Origin of the sequence: Tunicatimonas pelagia (assembly GCF_030506325.1) — a bacterium.
GTDB classification, from domain to species: Bacteria; Bacteroidota; Bacteroidia; order Cytophagales; family Cyclobacteriaceae; genus Tunicatimonas; species Tunicatimonas pelagia.
Window position 1 is genome coordinate 7063708 of the sequence record NZ_CP120683.1, and the last position, 16404, is coordinate 7080111.

A 16404-nucleotide genomic window follows, 5' to 3' on the forward strand; every position below is an offset into this window, starting at 1 on the left:
GGCAAATAGTATAAGCCATGGTAAAATATTGCTGGATACTCTCACTGATTGTTTGCTTCTCACTAGAAGCGTTAGCCCAAGGTTCTAAACGTCGACCAGGTGGTGGCGGGTTTACTTCCTCGCAGTGGTACGTTGGAATTTCTAGCGGAATCAACCAGTTTCAACCCAAAGTACAGGAAAGCTTTTCTGAGATAGATTACTGGGGAGGCGATGTGCTGGAGACCAAAGACTACTCTTCTTCAGAGCAGCCAATCGGTTATCATCTGGGGCTTATTACTATTTTTTCTCCAGCTAAGTTTCTTCAGATTGTGCTCAATCCTTCTTATGCTCAACAACGCTGGGGTTACCGCACTGAATACGCTTGGAATGATATTGATAATGAAAATAACTCCTACGAAATAGATTACAGCCATCAGTATACGTTGCACTATTTGCAGTTGCCGCTCACAGCCCGCTACGTTTTTCTACCCCGACGGTGGAAACCCTTCGTGCAAGCCGGAATCCAGTATCAAATGCGGGTAGATGCTACCAAAGAGCTGACTGCTTCGGGTACTGACTTTACTTCAGGTTCGCCCATTTCGCTACAAAGCGATACTCAATCAACCACCGCGACAACCTTATTTAACGACGGTCAGTGGGCAGCCAAAGCTGGCGGTGGAATTTTCTATCATTTTACCGGCTTTATGGCGGGTATAGAACTAAACTACTACTACGGATTCAACTCCATTGTCAACGACCAAACCCGTTTTTCAGCTACCCGTAACTTCCAGGGATTAGGCAACGCTTTAGATGATATCCGTTTATCCGGTCGGGAAATCACTTTTCAGTTGGTATTCCCCATGAAGTATCTGACCAAAAGTTTCTCACCAGTAATCATGTAAATCTAACGATTAATGATCGATGAGTAATGACTAATAAAACTCTTTATTCATCCATCACTATTCATTACTCATTCATCATTATTATGAAAAAGTATTTGATAATCAAGCTGGTAATAATTATACTGAATTATGGGTGTAGTTCGGACGAGGAGCTAATTGAGCCTCGGAATAGCTTTACGCGTATCTACGAGACCCAGCAGTTTTCTGATGGTTATGAACCAATGGCGATTGTGCAAACCTCGGATAGTGGCTACCTCACCCTTTCTAAAACCGAGCAGTGGAAAGCCCATTTGTTTAAATCCGATGAAGAAGGAATGAGCCAGTGGGAAATGACGTTGGAAGAGCCACTGGTTAGTCCTCTCCCCCATTTATTTGCGCAGGATTCAGGATTCATTATGTTTGGTATGAATGAGCTGTCGCAGAGTTTAGAAGTGCATAGCGTGAATCCAGCTACCGGAACGGTTAGTCAGATCAACACAATTTCTAATGTTCGCTATCCGCTAGCCGTCCATCGTACTGCTGACAATGGCTGGATTTTTCTGGGCTACGACCGTGAGAGCCGAAGCAGCACTTTACACGCTTACACTAATGCCTTTACCGAAATCTGGAGTGAATCTTACGGAGTGGAAGAAGATGTAGAGGAGTATGTGATTAACCATGTTGCTGGAGTAGGTTCAGCACTCCCCTTCTTCGTTGGAACTAACGGTAACTACGTGTACTTCAATGGCTTCTATAATTATTCATTTTCGTTAGTATTTGCTAACCAGAGCAACGGAGAACTTGCTGGAACTCTGCACGGCTATCGGGATGAATCCGTAATTAGTGCATTACATCCCATTGCTGCCGAACAGTATGCTTTGGCACAAAGTAAATTTGGGCAAGGCGCATTACTAACTAATGCACCGATCTCTGAACGTACTATTGCCGTGGGTAGTGATTTACCAACGGTTGACTTTAATGAGATTGATGAAAATGCGCGAGTAATTATTAAGGAAATCACTCAGGCGGGGCAAGATATTATTTTGTACGGAACCCAAACCAAGCGTCGTCAATTAGTTTTCTACGCTTACGCTAAAGAATCTGGCGAGCTAATGAGCATCAACTATTTAGGACAAACCAATCCCTACTTACTGGGAGACTTTACCGTGACTGGCGACGGCGGATTAGTCGTGGCGGCTGAGACCTACGTAGCCGGAAGATTTTCCCGATTACAGCTCTTTAAGTTATCCGAGCAGGAGTTTTCAGGGTGGTTTTAATTCTCTTAAACGCTTGATTTTAATAACTTTACTTAGAGAATATCTATTTGTCTACGGGCAATTGCTCGCTTAAAAAATCTAAGATCACTCCGTAGTTTTTAGCAAACGCGGCATGACCACCTTCTAATTCAACGTGTTGATAGTGGTACTGAAAGCGGCCGCCGCTGCGGTGGTCCTCTTCGAGCCTCTCTATCATCCTATTAACCATCAGCGTAGAAGGCCATACTTCATCTTCTGAAGAAGAAACAAATAGTATTGGTGCATTGATCTTTTCTACTTCTATCGCAGCTTCTGTAACAGATTCAGATTGAGGGTTCTCAATTATCTTGCTAAAACCTCCGTAAAAATCCCCAGCATCTATCAACGCTCTGGCTTCATCCGATGCAGCCACCCAGGGAATTTCTTCGCCTTTGAATGTCCAGGAGGAAGATTCGTTCCATCCAAACCGAGCGGGCAACGTTACATGAGAAGGCACAATAGCCATCACCGCCGCAATATCTGGATACCTTGAAGCTATGTTAAGGACGAGTTCCCCTCCTCTTGAACCGCCAAAAAGAGCAATCTGGTTTTGATCAACAAATGGTAGCTGGCTAACACGGCTGATTGTATCGTAGATAGCATCTAAGGAAATTCGGTCTAATACGTCAGGGGTATTTGAAGTACCGAAATAACCAATCGCTAGAAAGTGATACCCACGGGATAAAATACTACCTCTCAAACCCTGCGTTTCTTTCCCAGCGTATACCATTCCACCCTCGCTGCCTCCCAAGGCTACAACCATTGGCCTTTTTTCATCTACCGCCAAAAATAATTTGTAGTCAATCACTCCGCTTCTATCTGAGAGACTATTACAAGAGGATACAATTAGTAAACTAAGTACTCCTGAACTATACAAGATTATACTTTTCATGTGATACATTATATCAATCGGTGTTTCGATCTCCAGTCCTGGAAGAGAGTTGCTTCGAACTCTCAGCTTCTGGGTCTTTCTTTCCTTCTTTGACTTTCTTCTTCCTTCCAGCCTTTTGCAGAGCCTGATCAATGATCCACTCAATCTGTCCGTTGGTACTTCGGAACTCATCAGCCGCCCACTTTTCAACGGCTGCCATCATCTCAGGACTCACTCGTAAGGCAAATGCTTTCTTCTTCGACATAAACAGGACATCTCGTAGCTGTTCTTACTGATAGAATGTAAATTACTGGTGCAATGTTCCGGTGTTCACTACCGGAGTGGCATCCTTATCAGAGCAAAGCACTACCATCAAGTTACTAACCATCGTAGCTTTTTTCTCTTCGTCCATCTCAATAATTTTCTTCTTTGACAAGTCTTCCAGTGCCATTTCCACCATGCTTACCGCTCCTTCTACAATCTTTTCGCGAGCGGCTACAATAGCGGTGGCCTGCTGGCGACGAAGCATAGCACTGGCAATTTCGGATGAATACGCCAGATAGCCAATACGTGCTTCAATTACTTTAATGCCTGCCATCTGGAGTCGCTCACCTAATCGCCCCTCCAACGACTCATTCACTTCATCTACTCCCGAAACCAAAGTGATTTCGTGTTCATGGTCAAAATTATCGTAGGGGTACGAATTAGCCAATTTACGAACGGCTGCATCAGACTGAACTTTCACAAAATTTTCGTAGTCGTTAACCTCAAAGGCCGCTTTGTAGGTATCTTCCACTTTCCAAACCAGAATCACGCTAATCATAATCGGGTTACCCAGTTTATCGTTCACCTTCACCCGCTCACTATCAAAGTTACGAGCTCGCAACGAAATTCTCTGTCGGCTGTAAAAAGGGTTCGTCCAGAAAAAGCCGTTTTTCCTTATTGTCCCTTTATAATCCCCAAATAAGGTCATAACCATTGAGCCGTTAGGCTGAATCATAATAAATCCGCGCAGTAGTAATAACAGTACTGGAATAGCAAAAATAGCGATCCAGGCGATACTACTAATCATCAGCGAAATGAAAATAATAAATGCGACTATCAGAGCGGATCCGGCCATAGAATAGCCGGAGGCAGGGTTGATTTCGTGCTCGTTTTTCATAGCTTGGTTTATTAAAGTGATATTATTTTAATATCATTACGATAGATACTCAAAAAGGTTAGTGTAAATGGCTTTTCTGGAGTGTAAATTTTAAGGAACGGAAAAAAGAAAAGGCCAAACCCTCAATGAGCCTGACCTTCCGATAAATGCTAACAATTAGCTTTATTGAGTCACAATCAACTTAGTAGTTTCCTGCCAACCCGTAGTTTTAATTTTAACAATATAGGTGCCGATTTTCCAGTCAGAAACATCTAGCGTTTGAGTATATTCTCCCGCCGATTGCTCCTGATCAACCAGTTGCTTTACCAAATTTCCTGTGACGTCTAGCACCTCAAGCTGTACCCACTCCCGGGAGTTGATACGGTACTGTACCTGAGTTAGCCCGGCTGCCGGATTGGGTGAGCAAGGCTTTAGGTAGTAGCGAGCCTGTCTGAACTGAACAGCGTCTACTGAAGTAACTGGATCGCCTACCAGCGTAATTTTCTTATCCGGTTCCACGTATTCACTAAAATTTGTTCGCTCCATTGTAGCCGAATCAGCCTGCATCCAGTCCTGAACCAAGCTGCCGAATACCTGACGATAATCGTACTGATGCTTAATGTTGTTACGACTTAGATCGTTTAAATCAGGATTTGTGCCAATAATACCGGGTTTCACATTTCGTCCGAAGACGAACATAGGAGCGGCGGTTCCGTGGTCGGTTCCATAGCTACCGTTGGACTTTGCCCTACGCCCAAATTCCGACATGGTAACCGTCATCACTCGGTTTTCTAAACCAAGAAACTTTAAATCTTCCTGAAAGGCTTTCATAGCTTCAGCAATGTGGTAAAGCTTGGCAGAGTGAACTCCCATAGAAGCATCGTACGCCTCCACTTGAGAAGCATGAGTATCAAAACCTCCGATACGGGCCAGGAAAATTTTTGTTTGAATACCTCCGCTGAGCAGCCGAGCAATCATTTGTAACTGAGGGGCCAAACCATTGCGAACAACACTCGCCGGAGCACTCAAGGGATACCTTTCGGGATACTGTACTCCTGGACTGTTGCTTCCCTTTTCGTATAACTCCCGCAAGCGACCAGCGTACTGATTAGATTTTTGCTCAATATCCAGAATCCACTGAAGCTCATGACCGTAGAATGTATTTGCTACCGACTCTGGCGGATCTACCCCAACACTATTAATCAGATTATAAAACTGACTCGGATTATTAATGGCAATGGATGTTGGAATACCATTATCGCGGTGAAAACCCAGCGAAACCGAATTCCCTACTTCAATACCCAGCGGGTCGGGCATTCCCTCATTAGGATAACTATCCGGATAATCCGGAAATAGTTGATCTAAGTAGCGGCCAATCCATCCTGAATCTTTGTATTCATCGTAATCCCCACCCATAAACCAAATATCGCGGCTACGAAAGTGGGAAAGGTTCATATTGTCGTACGCCACCGACTGCACAATCGCCATTTTTCCTTGGTCGTAAAGCTCTTTCATACCGTACATATCCGGGTGCAGAGCGATTTGCTGCTCATCAGGCAACGTACTATCCAACAGAACTGCTGCTCTTCTGCCTTTATCAGCAATGGCGATATTGGGTCGCAAATCGTAGTAGCGAGCGTACTGGTTTATTGGAATAAGGGTATTTAATCCATCGTTGCCACCGTGCAATTGAATAATTACCAGTACACGGTCATTCGCACTACTGGCTGCTAAGGATTGTAAAGGACTATGCTGAGCCATGGCTTGGATCGAAAGTCCGTTTAACATCATGGCTCCTCCGGTTGCCGCTACCGGGGCTTTTTTAAGAAATAATCGTCGGTTCATACGCTATGAGAGTTGGAATTCTGGTGATTGCAGAATAGTATTAAACAATTTTTCAAGTTGGACTCTGACGGCAGAATCGTCACCACTGCTTTCGTAGTTCTGCCACTCAAACTGCCAGTTAATTTCAGAAAGGTCATCAAGTAGAATAGCTTTCAAGAAGAAATCGAATCGCTCTTCGCTAATCTCTTCGGGAAGCAAATAGTCTACAAGTTCGCGTACCAGTTGTGCTGCGTTTGTCGGGTCACTGATATTGGCTGGATTAGTCACGTACTCCATCACATCCAGCTTTACCAACTCATTTCCATCCCGGTCACGAATACCTTCAATAAGCTTTTTAGCGTACTCATACCGTCGGGCTAAATAATTAGAACTGATCCAGTTACGATGAAAAGCTGGACTTTGGTGATAAGCCGCATAGCCCGCTACTTCAAAGGGTTCGTAAAAGTACATACCCTGATCGGATAATGGCTCCAGCACTCCGTGGTGCAGTGTACTGTAGAAAGTATCCAAATCACCTTGATAATCAGGCAAAGGCACTTCAAAAAAGCGGTGAATGCCTACAATCAAATCTAGAGGAGATTTGATGATAGCCCCCAGGTGATCGTCTTCTTGTTGGGTGTTGTCTTCATCGTAGAAATGCTGGCTAGTAAATAATGCTTCCAGTACAGGCCTAAGCTCGTAGTCATTTTGCTGCATAATGGCCGCTAGCGGTACAATAATATTCTGCTCTACCTCTTCACTAATTTCGTAGTAGACAAAAAATCGATATAGTTTGCGACAAATATGCTGGGCAGTAGCTGCCTGCTCAAATACTATTTCTACCAACTGATGAATTTCGTCAATCGCTGCTTCAGTCGTCGCTGAATTTCCTACCATTTCAATTGGCGATACGGTAGCTCCTTGAAAGGCAGCACTAAGCGTTTTCGTAGAACTATCGTGTTGGCTGGCCAACCCTTGACTATTGGTTCGAACAATTGCCTGAGATACATTGAGTTCGGGATTAATATTGGTAAACTCTACGTCAATATCGAAACCAGAAAACACTTTAGCTGCTTCAACTACATCCTGCTCGGTAAATGTGGTATAATCGTCCGGGCCAACTTGAGGCCCCTTACCAATGGAGTACAACTCAAAGAACTCTCGGGCGTAATTTTCATTCGGACTACCCTTACGGTTGAGTTGTCCGTCTAAGTGGCGCATCATAGCATTATCCAAGCAGATGCATTTGGTCAGCTCTTTAAAATTTCCTAAGGCAAACTGATCAAATAATCGAATTTGATAATAGATAGATGGGGCATTACGGAGCCGATTGGAGATGGTAGTGAAGTGGGTATGCAGAAAGAAGCTGCTCTTAGGAGCAATGCAAGCATCAGATTGCAGAAAAGAATCTATCCACCAAACTTTAGTCTGATCAATTAGCTCATCTCTTCCGCTATTAACATCGATAGGCTTAGGGTTTACCCAACTAGCTCCAGTAGCTGGGTCGCGAGGTGCTTCCCGTTCAGCTGGGACAGCAAATAAGCGATTTACCGCTGCGGCGGGAGTCAGTTGAGCAAATTGGTCAATCTGCGATTTAGTTCCTCCGAATGTTGCCCGGCGTAGTAGGTGCGCTGCCCGTTTAACACCGAGTGGTTGAGTATAAGGGGAAAGTGAAGCCATAAAACATCATTTTCCTCTTTTCAATCAAATTTGGTACTGAGATAACTATAAAAAATTATTTTATTTATTAAAAAAGTACATTTTATTAAAACACTGTCTAAAGATCACTTTCTGAGCTACTACGGAGATATTGAAACCATTATGTTTCTCATTTTGAAATACCTCACAATCATAATGATCTGTTCTCCGGCTGCTTTCTGCTACTTTTGAGTTTGTTTTCCGATGCTCGGACAAAATTAATATCATATTATTCCGGATAAGGTATAAGATCAAGCCTCTCACAGGCAAAATTCTGTCTGCAATCATGAATACATTGATGGTTCTTTGTAGACTGATAAATTAAGCGTTCTCTTGTAATGATTTTATCGGAAGGTTCTTATTCTTGCTATAACGATTACAGAAATATTGGTCACTGCCAGTATGAAAGCCTACTTTAGTAGCCAACATACCTGCTATTCTATTTACTAAACACTTGCCCATTACTGTTGGTTAATTAAGCAGTCATTAATTTTTTTAACGCACAGCTAAGCTGTGAATAATTTATTTTTTTTATGAATTTACAAATAGAAGGCAAAACTGCGGTTATCACCGGAGGCGATTCAGGCATTGGGTTAGAAACAGCTACAATTTTAGCCAACGAAGGTGCGAATATCGTGCTATCGGATGTTAAAGAAGAATCGCTACAACAAGCGGTTGAAAAGGTTAGACCTCATATTGCCGATTCTCGACAAATTGCTGCGTACACGGCTGATTTAACGAGTTATGATGATGTACAGCAGTTAGCTAAAAAAGTGCAAGATCAGTTTGGAGGAGCTGACATCTTAGCGCATACTGCGGGCGCGCGAGGAGCTGCCGGTGACTTTTTAAAACTAACTGACGAAGATTGGATGGAGACCATTAATATAGACTTGATGGGTACTGTCCGGATATGCCGCGCGTTTATCCCGCAAATGCAAAAAAAAGGTTGGGGGCGAGTGGTAACTATCTCTTCGGAAAATGCTCTACAGCCCTACGAAGAAGAAAGTCCGTACAACGCCTGCAAAGCTGGCGTGATTAATCTTACCAAATGTCTCTCCCGGGCTTATTCTAAGGAAGGCCTACTGTTTAATTGTGTATCCCCCGCTTACATCGCCACCCCTATGACTGACAAAATGATGGAACAGTTAGCCGATGAGCGAGGCACCTCTACCGACGAAGCCATAGAGTGGTTTTTAGAAAACGAACGACCTCATATTGCGGTCAAGCGACGTGGTAAACCCGAAGAAGTAGCTACCGTGATTGCTTTTCTTTGTTCCGAACTAGCTAGTTACGTGAATGGTAGCAACTACCGTGTAGACGGCGGAGCTGTAGAAACTGCCTTTGGTTAAACAGGGCGTAGAGATAGGAGAAAAGAAAACATAGTACGAGCTGATGTACAAAGTACTGACTTCCTATCTCCTTTCCTTACTCTTTCTTTTATGAACAAATCATCCGTTGCGCGACAGCAGGGCGATCATGGTTCCGTTTTAGTTTTCCTTCATTATTTTGGTGGTGCTGCCGATAGCTGGCAGTGGGTCGTTTCTGATCTTGCATCAGATTACACGTGTTTTGTACTAAACCTCCCTGGGTTCGGGAGTACACCTCCACTGAGCGCATTATCAATTGCAAGCTATACACAATGGATTACAAAAACTCTTGAATCGCTCGGGTTATCGGCTTGCACTTTAGTAGGCCATTCCATGTCAGGAAAGTTAGCTTTATCGGTAGCCGCGACGAATCCAGACCATATTAATCATGTGGTGTTAGTAGCACCGTCCCCTCCTACCCAGGAGCCAATGGAGGAAGCGGAGCGGCAACGTATGCTCAACCATCCTAATCTATCAGAAGCAATAAAGACAGTAAAAGGAGCGACTAGAGCAGTGCTTACGGAAGAACAACGTTCGTTAGCAATCGCAACCCAGTTAGCGGTAGATCACCCTACGTGGCGTTGGTGGTTAACAGATGGAATGAACTATTCTATTGCCGATCAAGTAGCTCGAATTAAAACACCCGTACATTTGCTTGCTTCTAAAGATGATCCCGTTATTCCATTTCGCCCCCTTTGTGCTGAGTTGAAAAAACTGATCCCTCATATTCAGATTAATGCGATTAAAAATATTGGGCACCTACTTCCGTTAGAAGAGCCCAAATGGTTAGCTTCTCAGATCAAAAATATTGTGAGGCAAAAAATATAACCTAACCCATTAAGCTTTTTTAGAGTACACTGCTTTACTAAAATTTATCCTTAAAACAGCCAAGTCTAAGCTTGAATTATGGAGAGAAAGCGTTAGCTTTGTGGTTCTCTTATATTAAAGCGGAAAATAACCTCGGGATGTAGCGCAGTCCGGTTAGCGCACCACGTTAGGGACGTGGGGGTCGCTGGTTCGAATCCAGTCATCCCGACTTCTTAAAGTACAAAAGTCGGCAAAGCCCCTTAAATCGTATGATTTGAGGGGCTTTTCTTTTTTCTACCCTCCATTTCATGCATACTTTCTCAATAAAAATGTGCCTATTTCGTGGTCTATTTTTTCTGTTTACCTTTTAGGCACAGAATTGAGCATAACTTACTGATATACAGATTTATGTGATCATAAAAATTGTTTCGTTTTGGTGCTGTTTGAACCCTTTTTGTGCTTAGGCACAGCTAAACGGAAGTCAAAACCAATTAAAACAACACAGTATGCGTAGCAACAAAACCTTCGGAATCACTTTTTTCGTTAAAAAGTACCAGCAAGACAAACAAGGTCTCGTGCCTATTTATGTTCGTATCTCCGTCAATGCTAAGCGTCTGGATATGTCCGTGCAGCGAAAAATTGCTTTAGAGCGATGGGATGAAGTACGAGGTATTGCCCGAGGTACCAAAGAAGAAATCAAACAACTTAATGGATATTTAGACCAAGTAAAAAGTCGGCTGATTGATTGCAAAGAATCTCTCGCCCAGGAGCGAATACTAATTACCACAGAGGCCATCAAGAGCCGCTACCTGGGACAAGATGAGCGAGGCAAAACCCTGAAAGAGCTAATAAAGTATCACAACGAAGAAATGAAGTATGAACTGGCCTGGGGCACCCAGAAGAACTACTTCACGACTCAGCGATACTTGAATGAGTTTTTACAAAAGAAACATAAGACATCGGATATCTATCTGGATACGTTGGACTATAAGTTCATTAAGGATTTTGTCCGATTTGTTTTAACATCGGCAGCCCGACGGCCATCAAAAACCCTGTACCCAGAATGGGGCCATGAAACATGCTGGGCGGCTACGAAAAATGGTAAATCTTGCCATCAAGGAAGAATGGCTGACTAAAGATCCTTTTGTGAAATTCAAACTGAAATTTGAGAAAAAAGAACGTGGCTTCTTGACCCCTGAAGAACTTGAGCGCATATAGGAAAAGGAGTTTCGTGTTGAACGGCTAGATCAAACCCGCGACATTTTCATCTTTAGTTGTTATACCGGTCTTTCGTACGCCGAAGTGTACGATCTAGTTCCTGATCATATTGTTACCGGATTAGATGGCAAATTGTGGATACATGGTCAGCGGAAAAAATCCAAAGAATTCTTTAAGGTACCGTTACTTCCGCAGGCTAAGGCCATTGTAGAAAAATATCAGAACCATCCCTTAGCCCAGATCAATGGGAAAGTATTACCTGTGTACACCAACCAGAAAACCAATGCCTACCTCAAAGAGATAGCCTTCTTATGTGAGGTAAAGAAAAACCTGACGTTTCACCTGGCCCGACATACTTTTGCTACCACCGTAACTTTAGCGAATGGCGTACCCATTGAGTCGGTCAGTAAAATGCTGGGGCATACCAGCTTACGGACTACTCAGATCTATGCTAAAGTGGTTGAGCAAAAACTCAGTAATGATATGGATCAACTAGAAGAAATATTAGTTAGCATCAGCGCAAAATCAAGAACAGGATTCGGCAAGCCACCTCTTAAATTCTTTTTAGTTTCAGTAATAATTGTCTCTAACGCTTATTTTCTCAATCTAAAGTATAATTTACTGGAGCCACATGATGGATGAATCACTAAAAATAGTCGGGCTACGAATGAAAAAACGACCAATGGTAGAGAGGACAATAATTCATAAGGTGGCTTTTTTGCTAACTAGTTAACTCTCGTAACTTCTAACAACTAGCAAAAAAGGTACCCGATAATGTCACGACATTAGTTTCGTAGCATCGTACCCGTGTACTAATCCTAAAATCATTATTAGTAATCCATCTATTCTACTTACTAGATTCAAAGAAGTAGCTGATAGAAAATTGTTCTGCCCGTAACGATTAGCATGAAGGAATTACAATTAAAAAGGGAAATACGGTATAGGCTTATATCGGTATCATTTATGAATCACCTTTCCACCTGTGGATGGGACGAAGAATATTGTTGCTACTGTTTTTTCTTTTGCTTCTCGGCATCAGTGTGCGCTACTTCCTCACTCATCCCCAACGATTGCTTTCCCAGATGTAACAAGGTGTGCTCAGGAAGAGCCAGGAGTTCGTCTTTTCCGGTTTCTAGCAATAGATAAGGACTGTTGACTAACTTTCCTTGCTGATAGCTTTTGGTCAGGTGGTGCAACCGAAAGAAAAAGCCTTTGCCATAGTTTTGCTCTCCAGCGATGGATAACACCTTATTTTCATCCAGTTTCCAGTGTCCTGTGAAGTACTGATTGAGATAGTCTATTTTGTAGCGAATGCGTTCCTGATGGCGAAGTTGGGTTGCTTCGGGCATACTGGCAGTAAGGTTTTTAGAAGTGGTCTCCTGCTGGTAATCAAATAGCTGTTGAAAGGTTCTGCCGTTTTGTACCTGCCAGTCTTTGAACGTGAAGTGACTTTTCCAGCCTTTGGGGTTTAGGTGGTGCTGCCTATTCCTATCCTGGGCTCTCATCAGAATATGCACATGGGTATGATGACCTTTTTTGACTTCTCCTTTCTGCTCCCCTTCTTTTTCGGTTCGGTCGTGGTGAATAGTGGCATACCAGACTAGTTCCGAAGGTCGTATTCGGGAGTCATCTTTCAGGTTAAAGTTCTTCGCATAATTTTGCATGACGGCTCGAGTGTATTCTTGTAGTTTAGTGGGATCATTCTTCAGGTGCACTAATTCAGCCTGCGAGGGGGATATCACCAATGAATAAAATTTTTCCTGTTCTTTTCGTAAGCCCTTGGCATTCCGGTCAATCATGCTTTTTACTTCTTCTGGGGCTATCGCATTTCGTTCTTGGTCAAAAAACTGTACAGTTTCATCGCGAGCTTTGGCATCGTGGCCCAAGTAACTCACTGTTTTCTGGCAAGAGCCCCGGTTGGCAAATACAAGGCGACCATCTCGTTTGGGATCAATGATTTTTGTGTGCATGTCTTTGAGTATTGGGTGTTAGGGATTGAGTAAGTCATCCTATTGGGTCTTAGCCGTTTCTAACTGGTCAAGGGCTTGACGAAGACGTTGGGTAAGGTACTGCTGGTCTTGCTGCTGAAGGGCTTGCAAGCTACTTTCATCTTCGGTCAACAGTCGTAGTAAATGGTTCACCGATAACTCGCCCATAATTCGGGCTTTGCTCGCTTCGGTATGGATGGCTTTGAGGACATGCTGTTCCTGAAAAATCAGTAGCGCGAATATTCGATCTACGGCTGACCGAAGCAAATTGGCTAGTTCTTCGGTCTGTCCGGCCTGATACTTTCTAGGATCTATTTTGTGGGCGATGAAGAACTCACCTGCTGCTTCCAGGTATTCTTTGTAAGAAAGTTTGAGCCTAGTAGTTTCTTGGTTCAAACGCTGATGAAAAGCATGGGAGACGTTGATTTTTTTAGAAGTACTCATGGTAAAGAACTTTTTTGAGTTTGATAATCAAAGGGTTAGGAATGGGAAGTAACTGAGTTGAAAACTAACTTTGTATAAATTACTGAAGAACAAGGGGTTAGAAAGGAACTTGTAAGATCCCATCTAGCTGTCCATTTTAGCCAGGATGCTACCTACGCAAGTCTCGGGCATCCGAGGGAAAGGCGATCAGGTTGCACATCTCGCGCAGCCGGGAGCGTACCCGTAGGTGATACCGCTGACTGAATGATTGGTCATCCAGGTGAGTAGTATTAGCTTAGAGCGGGATGCTGTAATCTTTCTCTCGGGAGGATTCGTAAGGGCTTTCGGTAGCATATTGAGCATAGGGTTTTTGTTGACTTTCATAGGTCTTGGTATTTAGTAGCCAGTTACGGGCAGCCGCCTGCCAGTCCTGCATGGGATGGCGACCTACCTTCCAGCCGTTGGATTGGTAATAATTCATAAATCGTTGTGCCTGGGCTTTTGCTGTTACCACACTAGAGCAGAGCTCGGTTTGCCCTTGCATGTAGGACTCTACCTCCTGAGCCGTAGGCTTGATAAACACCTCTTTGTTTTTATCCGTTGGAAGGGGGGGTGAGCGGAACGGGGGGGATGGTTTTTCTGGGGTTGAGGACATTTCAGATAAGTCCATCGTTACACTATGCTTGACAGGCAAGTTTTCACTATTTTTTTCTGGTTTACCCCTCCACTTTTTAATAGATGAGGAAGGGGTAGGTGTACTATCTACTCGATCATTATAATCGATAATATTATCTATAAGGAGTGAACCCGATTCCGCTCTATCATCGGGTAGACCGCCCTCTACTCTCTGAGGGATAGGGTCTACCGAATTAGGACGTAGGCTTCCCCTATTGAGTAGATCGCTTTGAACAAAAATTTTACGTTGATTACCGGCTTGAATAGCTATTTTTAGATAGCCGTATTTTCGCAACTGCTGTATCCAGCGCGAGGCGACTTTCGCCTTTACTCCGTAGAGGGAAGCCAGGTAGCGGTTGCTGGCCCAGCAGTAGCCTTGCTGGTCACAGAGGGCTTTGATATCCCCGTAAAGCAGGCGGGCGTAGGGAGATAACCGAGCGTCAAAGCGCACTGTAGCTGGTAGGTTAGTGTGATAAATTGGGTGTTTCATAAGATGAAATTGTGATGAATGATAAGACTTGTTGATGTGACATAATACCCGTCCGTTTCCAGGGGGGACTTGCATCAATCATCAGCATACCACTCTCTTCCTTTTTTCTTGTAGAGAGGAATTACTTACTCCTTTTCATTAAAAAGAAAAGGGGGCATATAGAGATCGTAAAAGATGGATGTTGATGCGTTAACCAATACAATAAAGTGTAAAGAAACGACGGGGTTTCATAGCAAAAGTACACCGATGTACTGGATGAAAGGCTATTGTCCAGGGGAAATTATTTTCCTATTTTTTATAAGAAAGTGATCGTTTTACCCCGATTTGATGCAACTTGATAAGCTTTGGTGGTAGAAAAGACGGTAACCTATTCAAAACGCAGTAAAACACCCTATTGTAAATGACAATTTTTCGTCAAGTTTCTAGCCATACCGCAGTTGGCCTTTCCCCCATAAGAAAAAAATGGGTGGGTGATCCACCGCCGCTGCCAGCCTTCCCCCACATGGGTACATCAACCCACCGAGTCAAACGGTCAAGGGCGGACGAAGGATGAGGCCGATTTAATCCTCCCTTGAGGGTTTGAAACGAGGTGGGTTAACTTGGCAAGGATGGAAGGCGGTGGATAAGGGGAAGCGTTCTGAAGTATTAATTCATAATGCGGCATGGTTACCTCGGCCATCACCGAGAGTGCAAAAGCCTCAAAAATGTAGCATTGTTGAGGCTGCTCAGGTCATGAAAAATTCAAACGGTTTTAGGTCTTAAATCCATGAAAATGACCTATGCAACTGTTGCAGGCTTTAAGTGCTGTATATTTAAAATTTGATCATTTCTGTTTATGGTGAAAATACTTACATGGGCTCCATAGATAGCGATGTGATCAACTCACTAGCAGCATCACCTCTGAATGAGCCACTTACTGGCATAGTATTTTCGTATCGTGAACTAGAACAGATCGGAACATGGGAGCTACCGGCCAATAAACCATTACTAGGGTCAAATCCAACCCACCCTGCTCCGGGTAGATATACCTCCACCCAGGCATGCAACTCAGGCTCCGGATGTTCCGATTCAACAAAAAAGTAACCACTTACAAACCTGGTAGCAATGCCCATGTGTCGGAGTAACTGGATCAGCATCCATGAAAGATCCCGGCAAGACCCTTTTTTTAAATCAAAAGTTATTCCGGGTTCTAAAGGCTCACCTTCAAGTCGTGTTTCTAAAGTGAAATCATGATGAATTTGGTTGGTTAGGGCAGTCATGAAGGATAGTGTCTTATGATCGGAATCTAGCAGAACTTGGTAACCATATTCAATTAGAGGAAAATAGATGTTTCTAGTTTTTAACGCTGTAAGTAGTACGTCTTTTAGATGCGGTAAATAGTCGAAGGGTAGATCAAAATAGCGATCAGGGAACAGAATAAAGTCAAAAGGATTATTATCTTCCAGGCGTACCACCGACTCCGAACGGATACTTAGTTTTTCGTGCCTCCCACTAAACCAGCAGAAATGCACCAGGTTATTTTCCGCGTCAATTAGTTCGGATAAACCCGTCGGGGTTGAGGATATGTCTATAGCAAAGCTTTCGAGCTTATTGTGGGGAGTGACCCTGGGTTTAAACCTTAGGTAGTGCGGTTCAATAAAAACCTCGCTACTAAATTTATAAGCTGTTTCGTGCACGATTTTCAATCTAGTTTTCATTGCTTCCGCCAGCGGGCGTATTAGGGTTTAAAATCTTCAGTAGTGTCATC

16 protein-coding genes and 1 tRNA gene are annotated in these 16404 nt (G+C 43.4%); 8 read left to right on the top strand and 9 right to left on the bottom strand.

What is annotated here, in order from left to right; translation table 11 throughout:
• Positions 1 to 17 precede the first annotated feature (17 nt).
• A complete protein-coding gene (locus P0M28_RS29945) occupies positions 18 to 881 on the top strand; it encodes an outer membrane beta-barrel protein (RefSeq protein ID WP_302207192.1) in 864 nt (287 codons plus the stop codon).
• Positions 882 to 964: 83 nt separating this feature from the next.
• Positions 965 to 2137, top strand: coding sequence for a hypothetical protein (locus P0M28_RS29950; protein ID WP_302207193.1), 1173 nt, complete (start codon positions 965 to 967; stop codon positions 2135 to 2137).
• Between the two features lie 43 nt (positions 2138 to 2180).
• Here the strand turns inward: P0M28_RS29950 and P0M28_RS29955 are convergent, their stop codons facing one another.
• The 5 genes from P0M28_RS29955 to P0M28_RS29975 form a co-directional block, all read right to left on the bottom strand.
• Complete coding sequence (locus P0M28_RS29955) at positions 2181 to 3047, bottom strand: acyl-CoA thioester hydrolase/BAAT C-terminal domain-containing protein (protein ID WP_302207194.1); 867 nt, start codon at positions 3045 to 3047, stop codon at positions 2181 to 2183.
• A gap of 13 nt (positions 3048 to 3060) precedes the next feature.
• The gene (locus P0M28_RS29960; protein ID WP_302207195.1) at positions 3061 to 3291 is read right to left on the bottom strand and encodes a type II toxin-antitoxin system antitoxin; all 231 of its coding nucleotides are present in this window, start codon (positions 3289 to 3291) and stop codon (positions 3061 to 3063) included.
• 42 nt (positions 3292 to 3333) lie between these two features.
• A complete protein-coding gene (locus P0M28_RS29965) occupies positions 3334 to 4188 on the bottom strand; it encodes an SPFH domain-containing protein (RefSeq protein ID WP_302207196.1) in 855 nt (284 codons plus the stop codon).
• Between the two features lie 162 nt (positions 4189 to 4350).
• Positions 4351 to 6012, bottom strand: a complete 1662-nt coding sequence (locus P0M28_RS29970; protein ID WP_302207197.1) for a DUF1501 domain-containing protein — start codon at positions 6010 to 6012, stop codon at positions 4351 to 4353.
• Positions 6013 to 6015: 3 nt separating this feature from the next.
• Entirely contained in the window at positions 6016 to 7671 is a 1656-nt protein-coding gene (locus P0M28_RS29975) for a DUF1800 domain-containing protein (RefSeq protein WP_302207198.1), read from the bottom strand.
• Positions 7672 to 8222: 551 nt separating this feature from the next.
• Here P0M28_RS29975 and P0M28_RS29980 point away from each other — a divergent pair.
• The 6 genes from P0M28_RS29980 (at position 8223) to P0M28_RS30005 (ending at position 11723) form a co-directional block, all read left to right on the top strand.
• Positions 8223 to 9038 carry an SDR family NAD(P)-dependent oxidoreductase gene (locus P0M28_RS29980; protein ID WP_302207199.1) on the top strand — a complete coding sequence of 272 codons (816 nt, stop codon included), beginning with the start codon at positions 8223 to 8225 and terminating at the stop codon, positions 9036 to 9038.
• 90 nt (positions 9039 to 9128) lie between these two features.
• On the top strand, positions 9129 to 9884 hold the full coding sequence (locus tag P0M28_RS29985) for an alpha/beta fold hydrolase (RefSeq protein ID WP_302207200.1): 756 nt from the start codon (positions 9129 to 9131) through the stop codon (positions 9882 to 9884).
• Positions 9885 to 10017: 133 nt separating this feature from the next.
• Positions 10018 to 10092 (top strand) — tRNA-Pro (locus P0M28_RS29990).
• Positions 10093 to 10369: 277 nt separating this feature from the next.
• A complete protein-coding gene (locus tag P0M28_RS29995; RefSeq protein ID WP_302207201.1) occupies positions 10370 to 10999 on the top strand; it encodes a phage integrase SAM-like domain-containing protein in 630 nt (209 codons plus the stop codon).
• Positions 10935 to 11081, top strand: a complete 147-nt coding sequence (locus P0M28_RS30000) for a phage integrase SAM-like domain-containing protein (RefSeq protein WP_302207202.1) — start codon at positions 10935 to 10937, stop codon at positions 11079 to 11081. The genes P0M28_RS29995 and P0M28_RS30000 overlap by 65 nt, the downstream gene beginning before the upstream one ends.
• Positions 11082 to 11165: 84 nt before the next feature.
• A complete protein-coding gene (locus P0M28_RS30005) occupies positions 11166 to 11723 on the top strand; it encodes a site-specific integrase (RefSeq protein WP_302207203.1) in 558 nt (185 codons plus the stop codon).
• Between the two features lie 365 nt (positions 11724 to 12088).
• Here the strand turns inward: P0M28_RS30005 and P0M28_RS30010 are convergent, their stop codons facing one another.
• From P0M28_RS30010 to P0M28_RS30025, 4 genes are all read right to left on the bottom strand, one after another.
• The gene (locus tag P0M28_RS30010) at positions 12089 to 13051 is read right to left on the bottom strand and encodes a DUF5712 family protein (protein WP_302207204.1); all 963 of its coding nucleotides are present in this window, start codon (positions 13049 to 13051) and stop codon (positions 12089 to 12091) included.
• Between the two features lie 39 nt (positions 13052 to 13090).
• Complete coding sequence (locus tag P0M28_RS30015; RefSeq protein WP_302207205.1) at positions 13091 to 13513, bottom strand: BfmA/BtgA family mobilization protein; 423 nt, start codon at positions 13511 to 13513, stop codon at positions 13091 to 13093.
• Between the two features lie 274 nt (positions 13514 to 13787).
• Complete coding sequence (locus P0M28_RS30020; protein ID WP_302207206.1) at positions 13788 to 14657, bottom strand: helix-turn-helix domain-containing protein; 870 nt, start codon at positions 14655 to 14657, stop codon at positions 13788 to 13790.
• Between the two features lie 848 nt (positions 14658 to 15505).
• Entirely contained in the window at positions 15506 to 16354 is an 849-nt protein-coding gene (locus tag P0M28_RS30025; RefSeq protein WP_302207207.1) for a transglutaminase family protein, read from the bottom strand.
• Between the last annotated feature and the right edge of the window lie 50 nt (positions 16355 to 16404).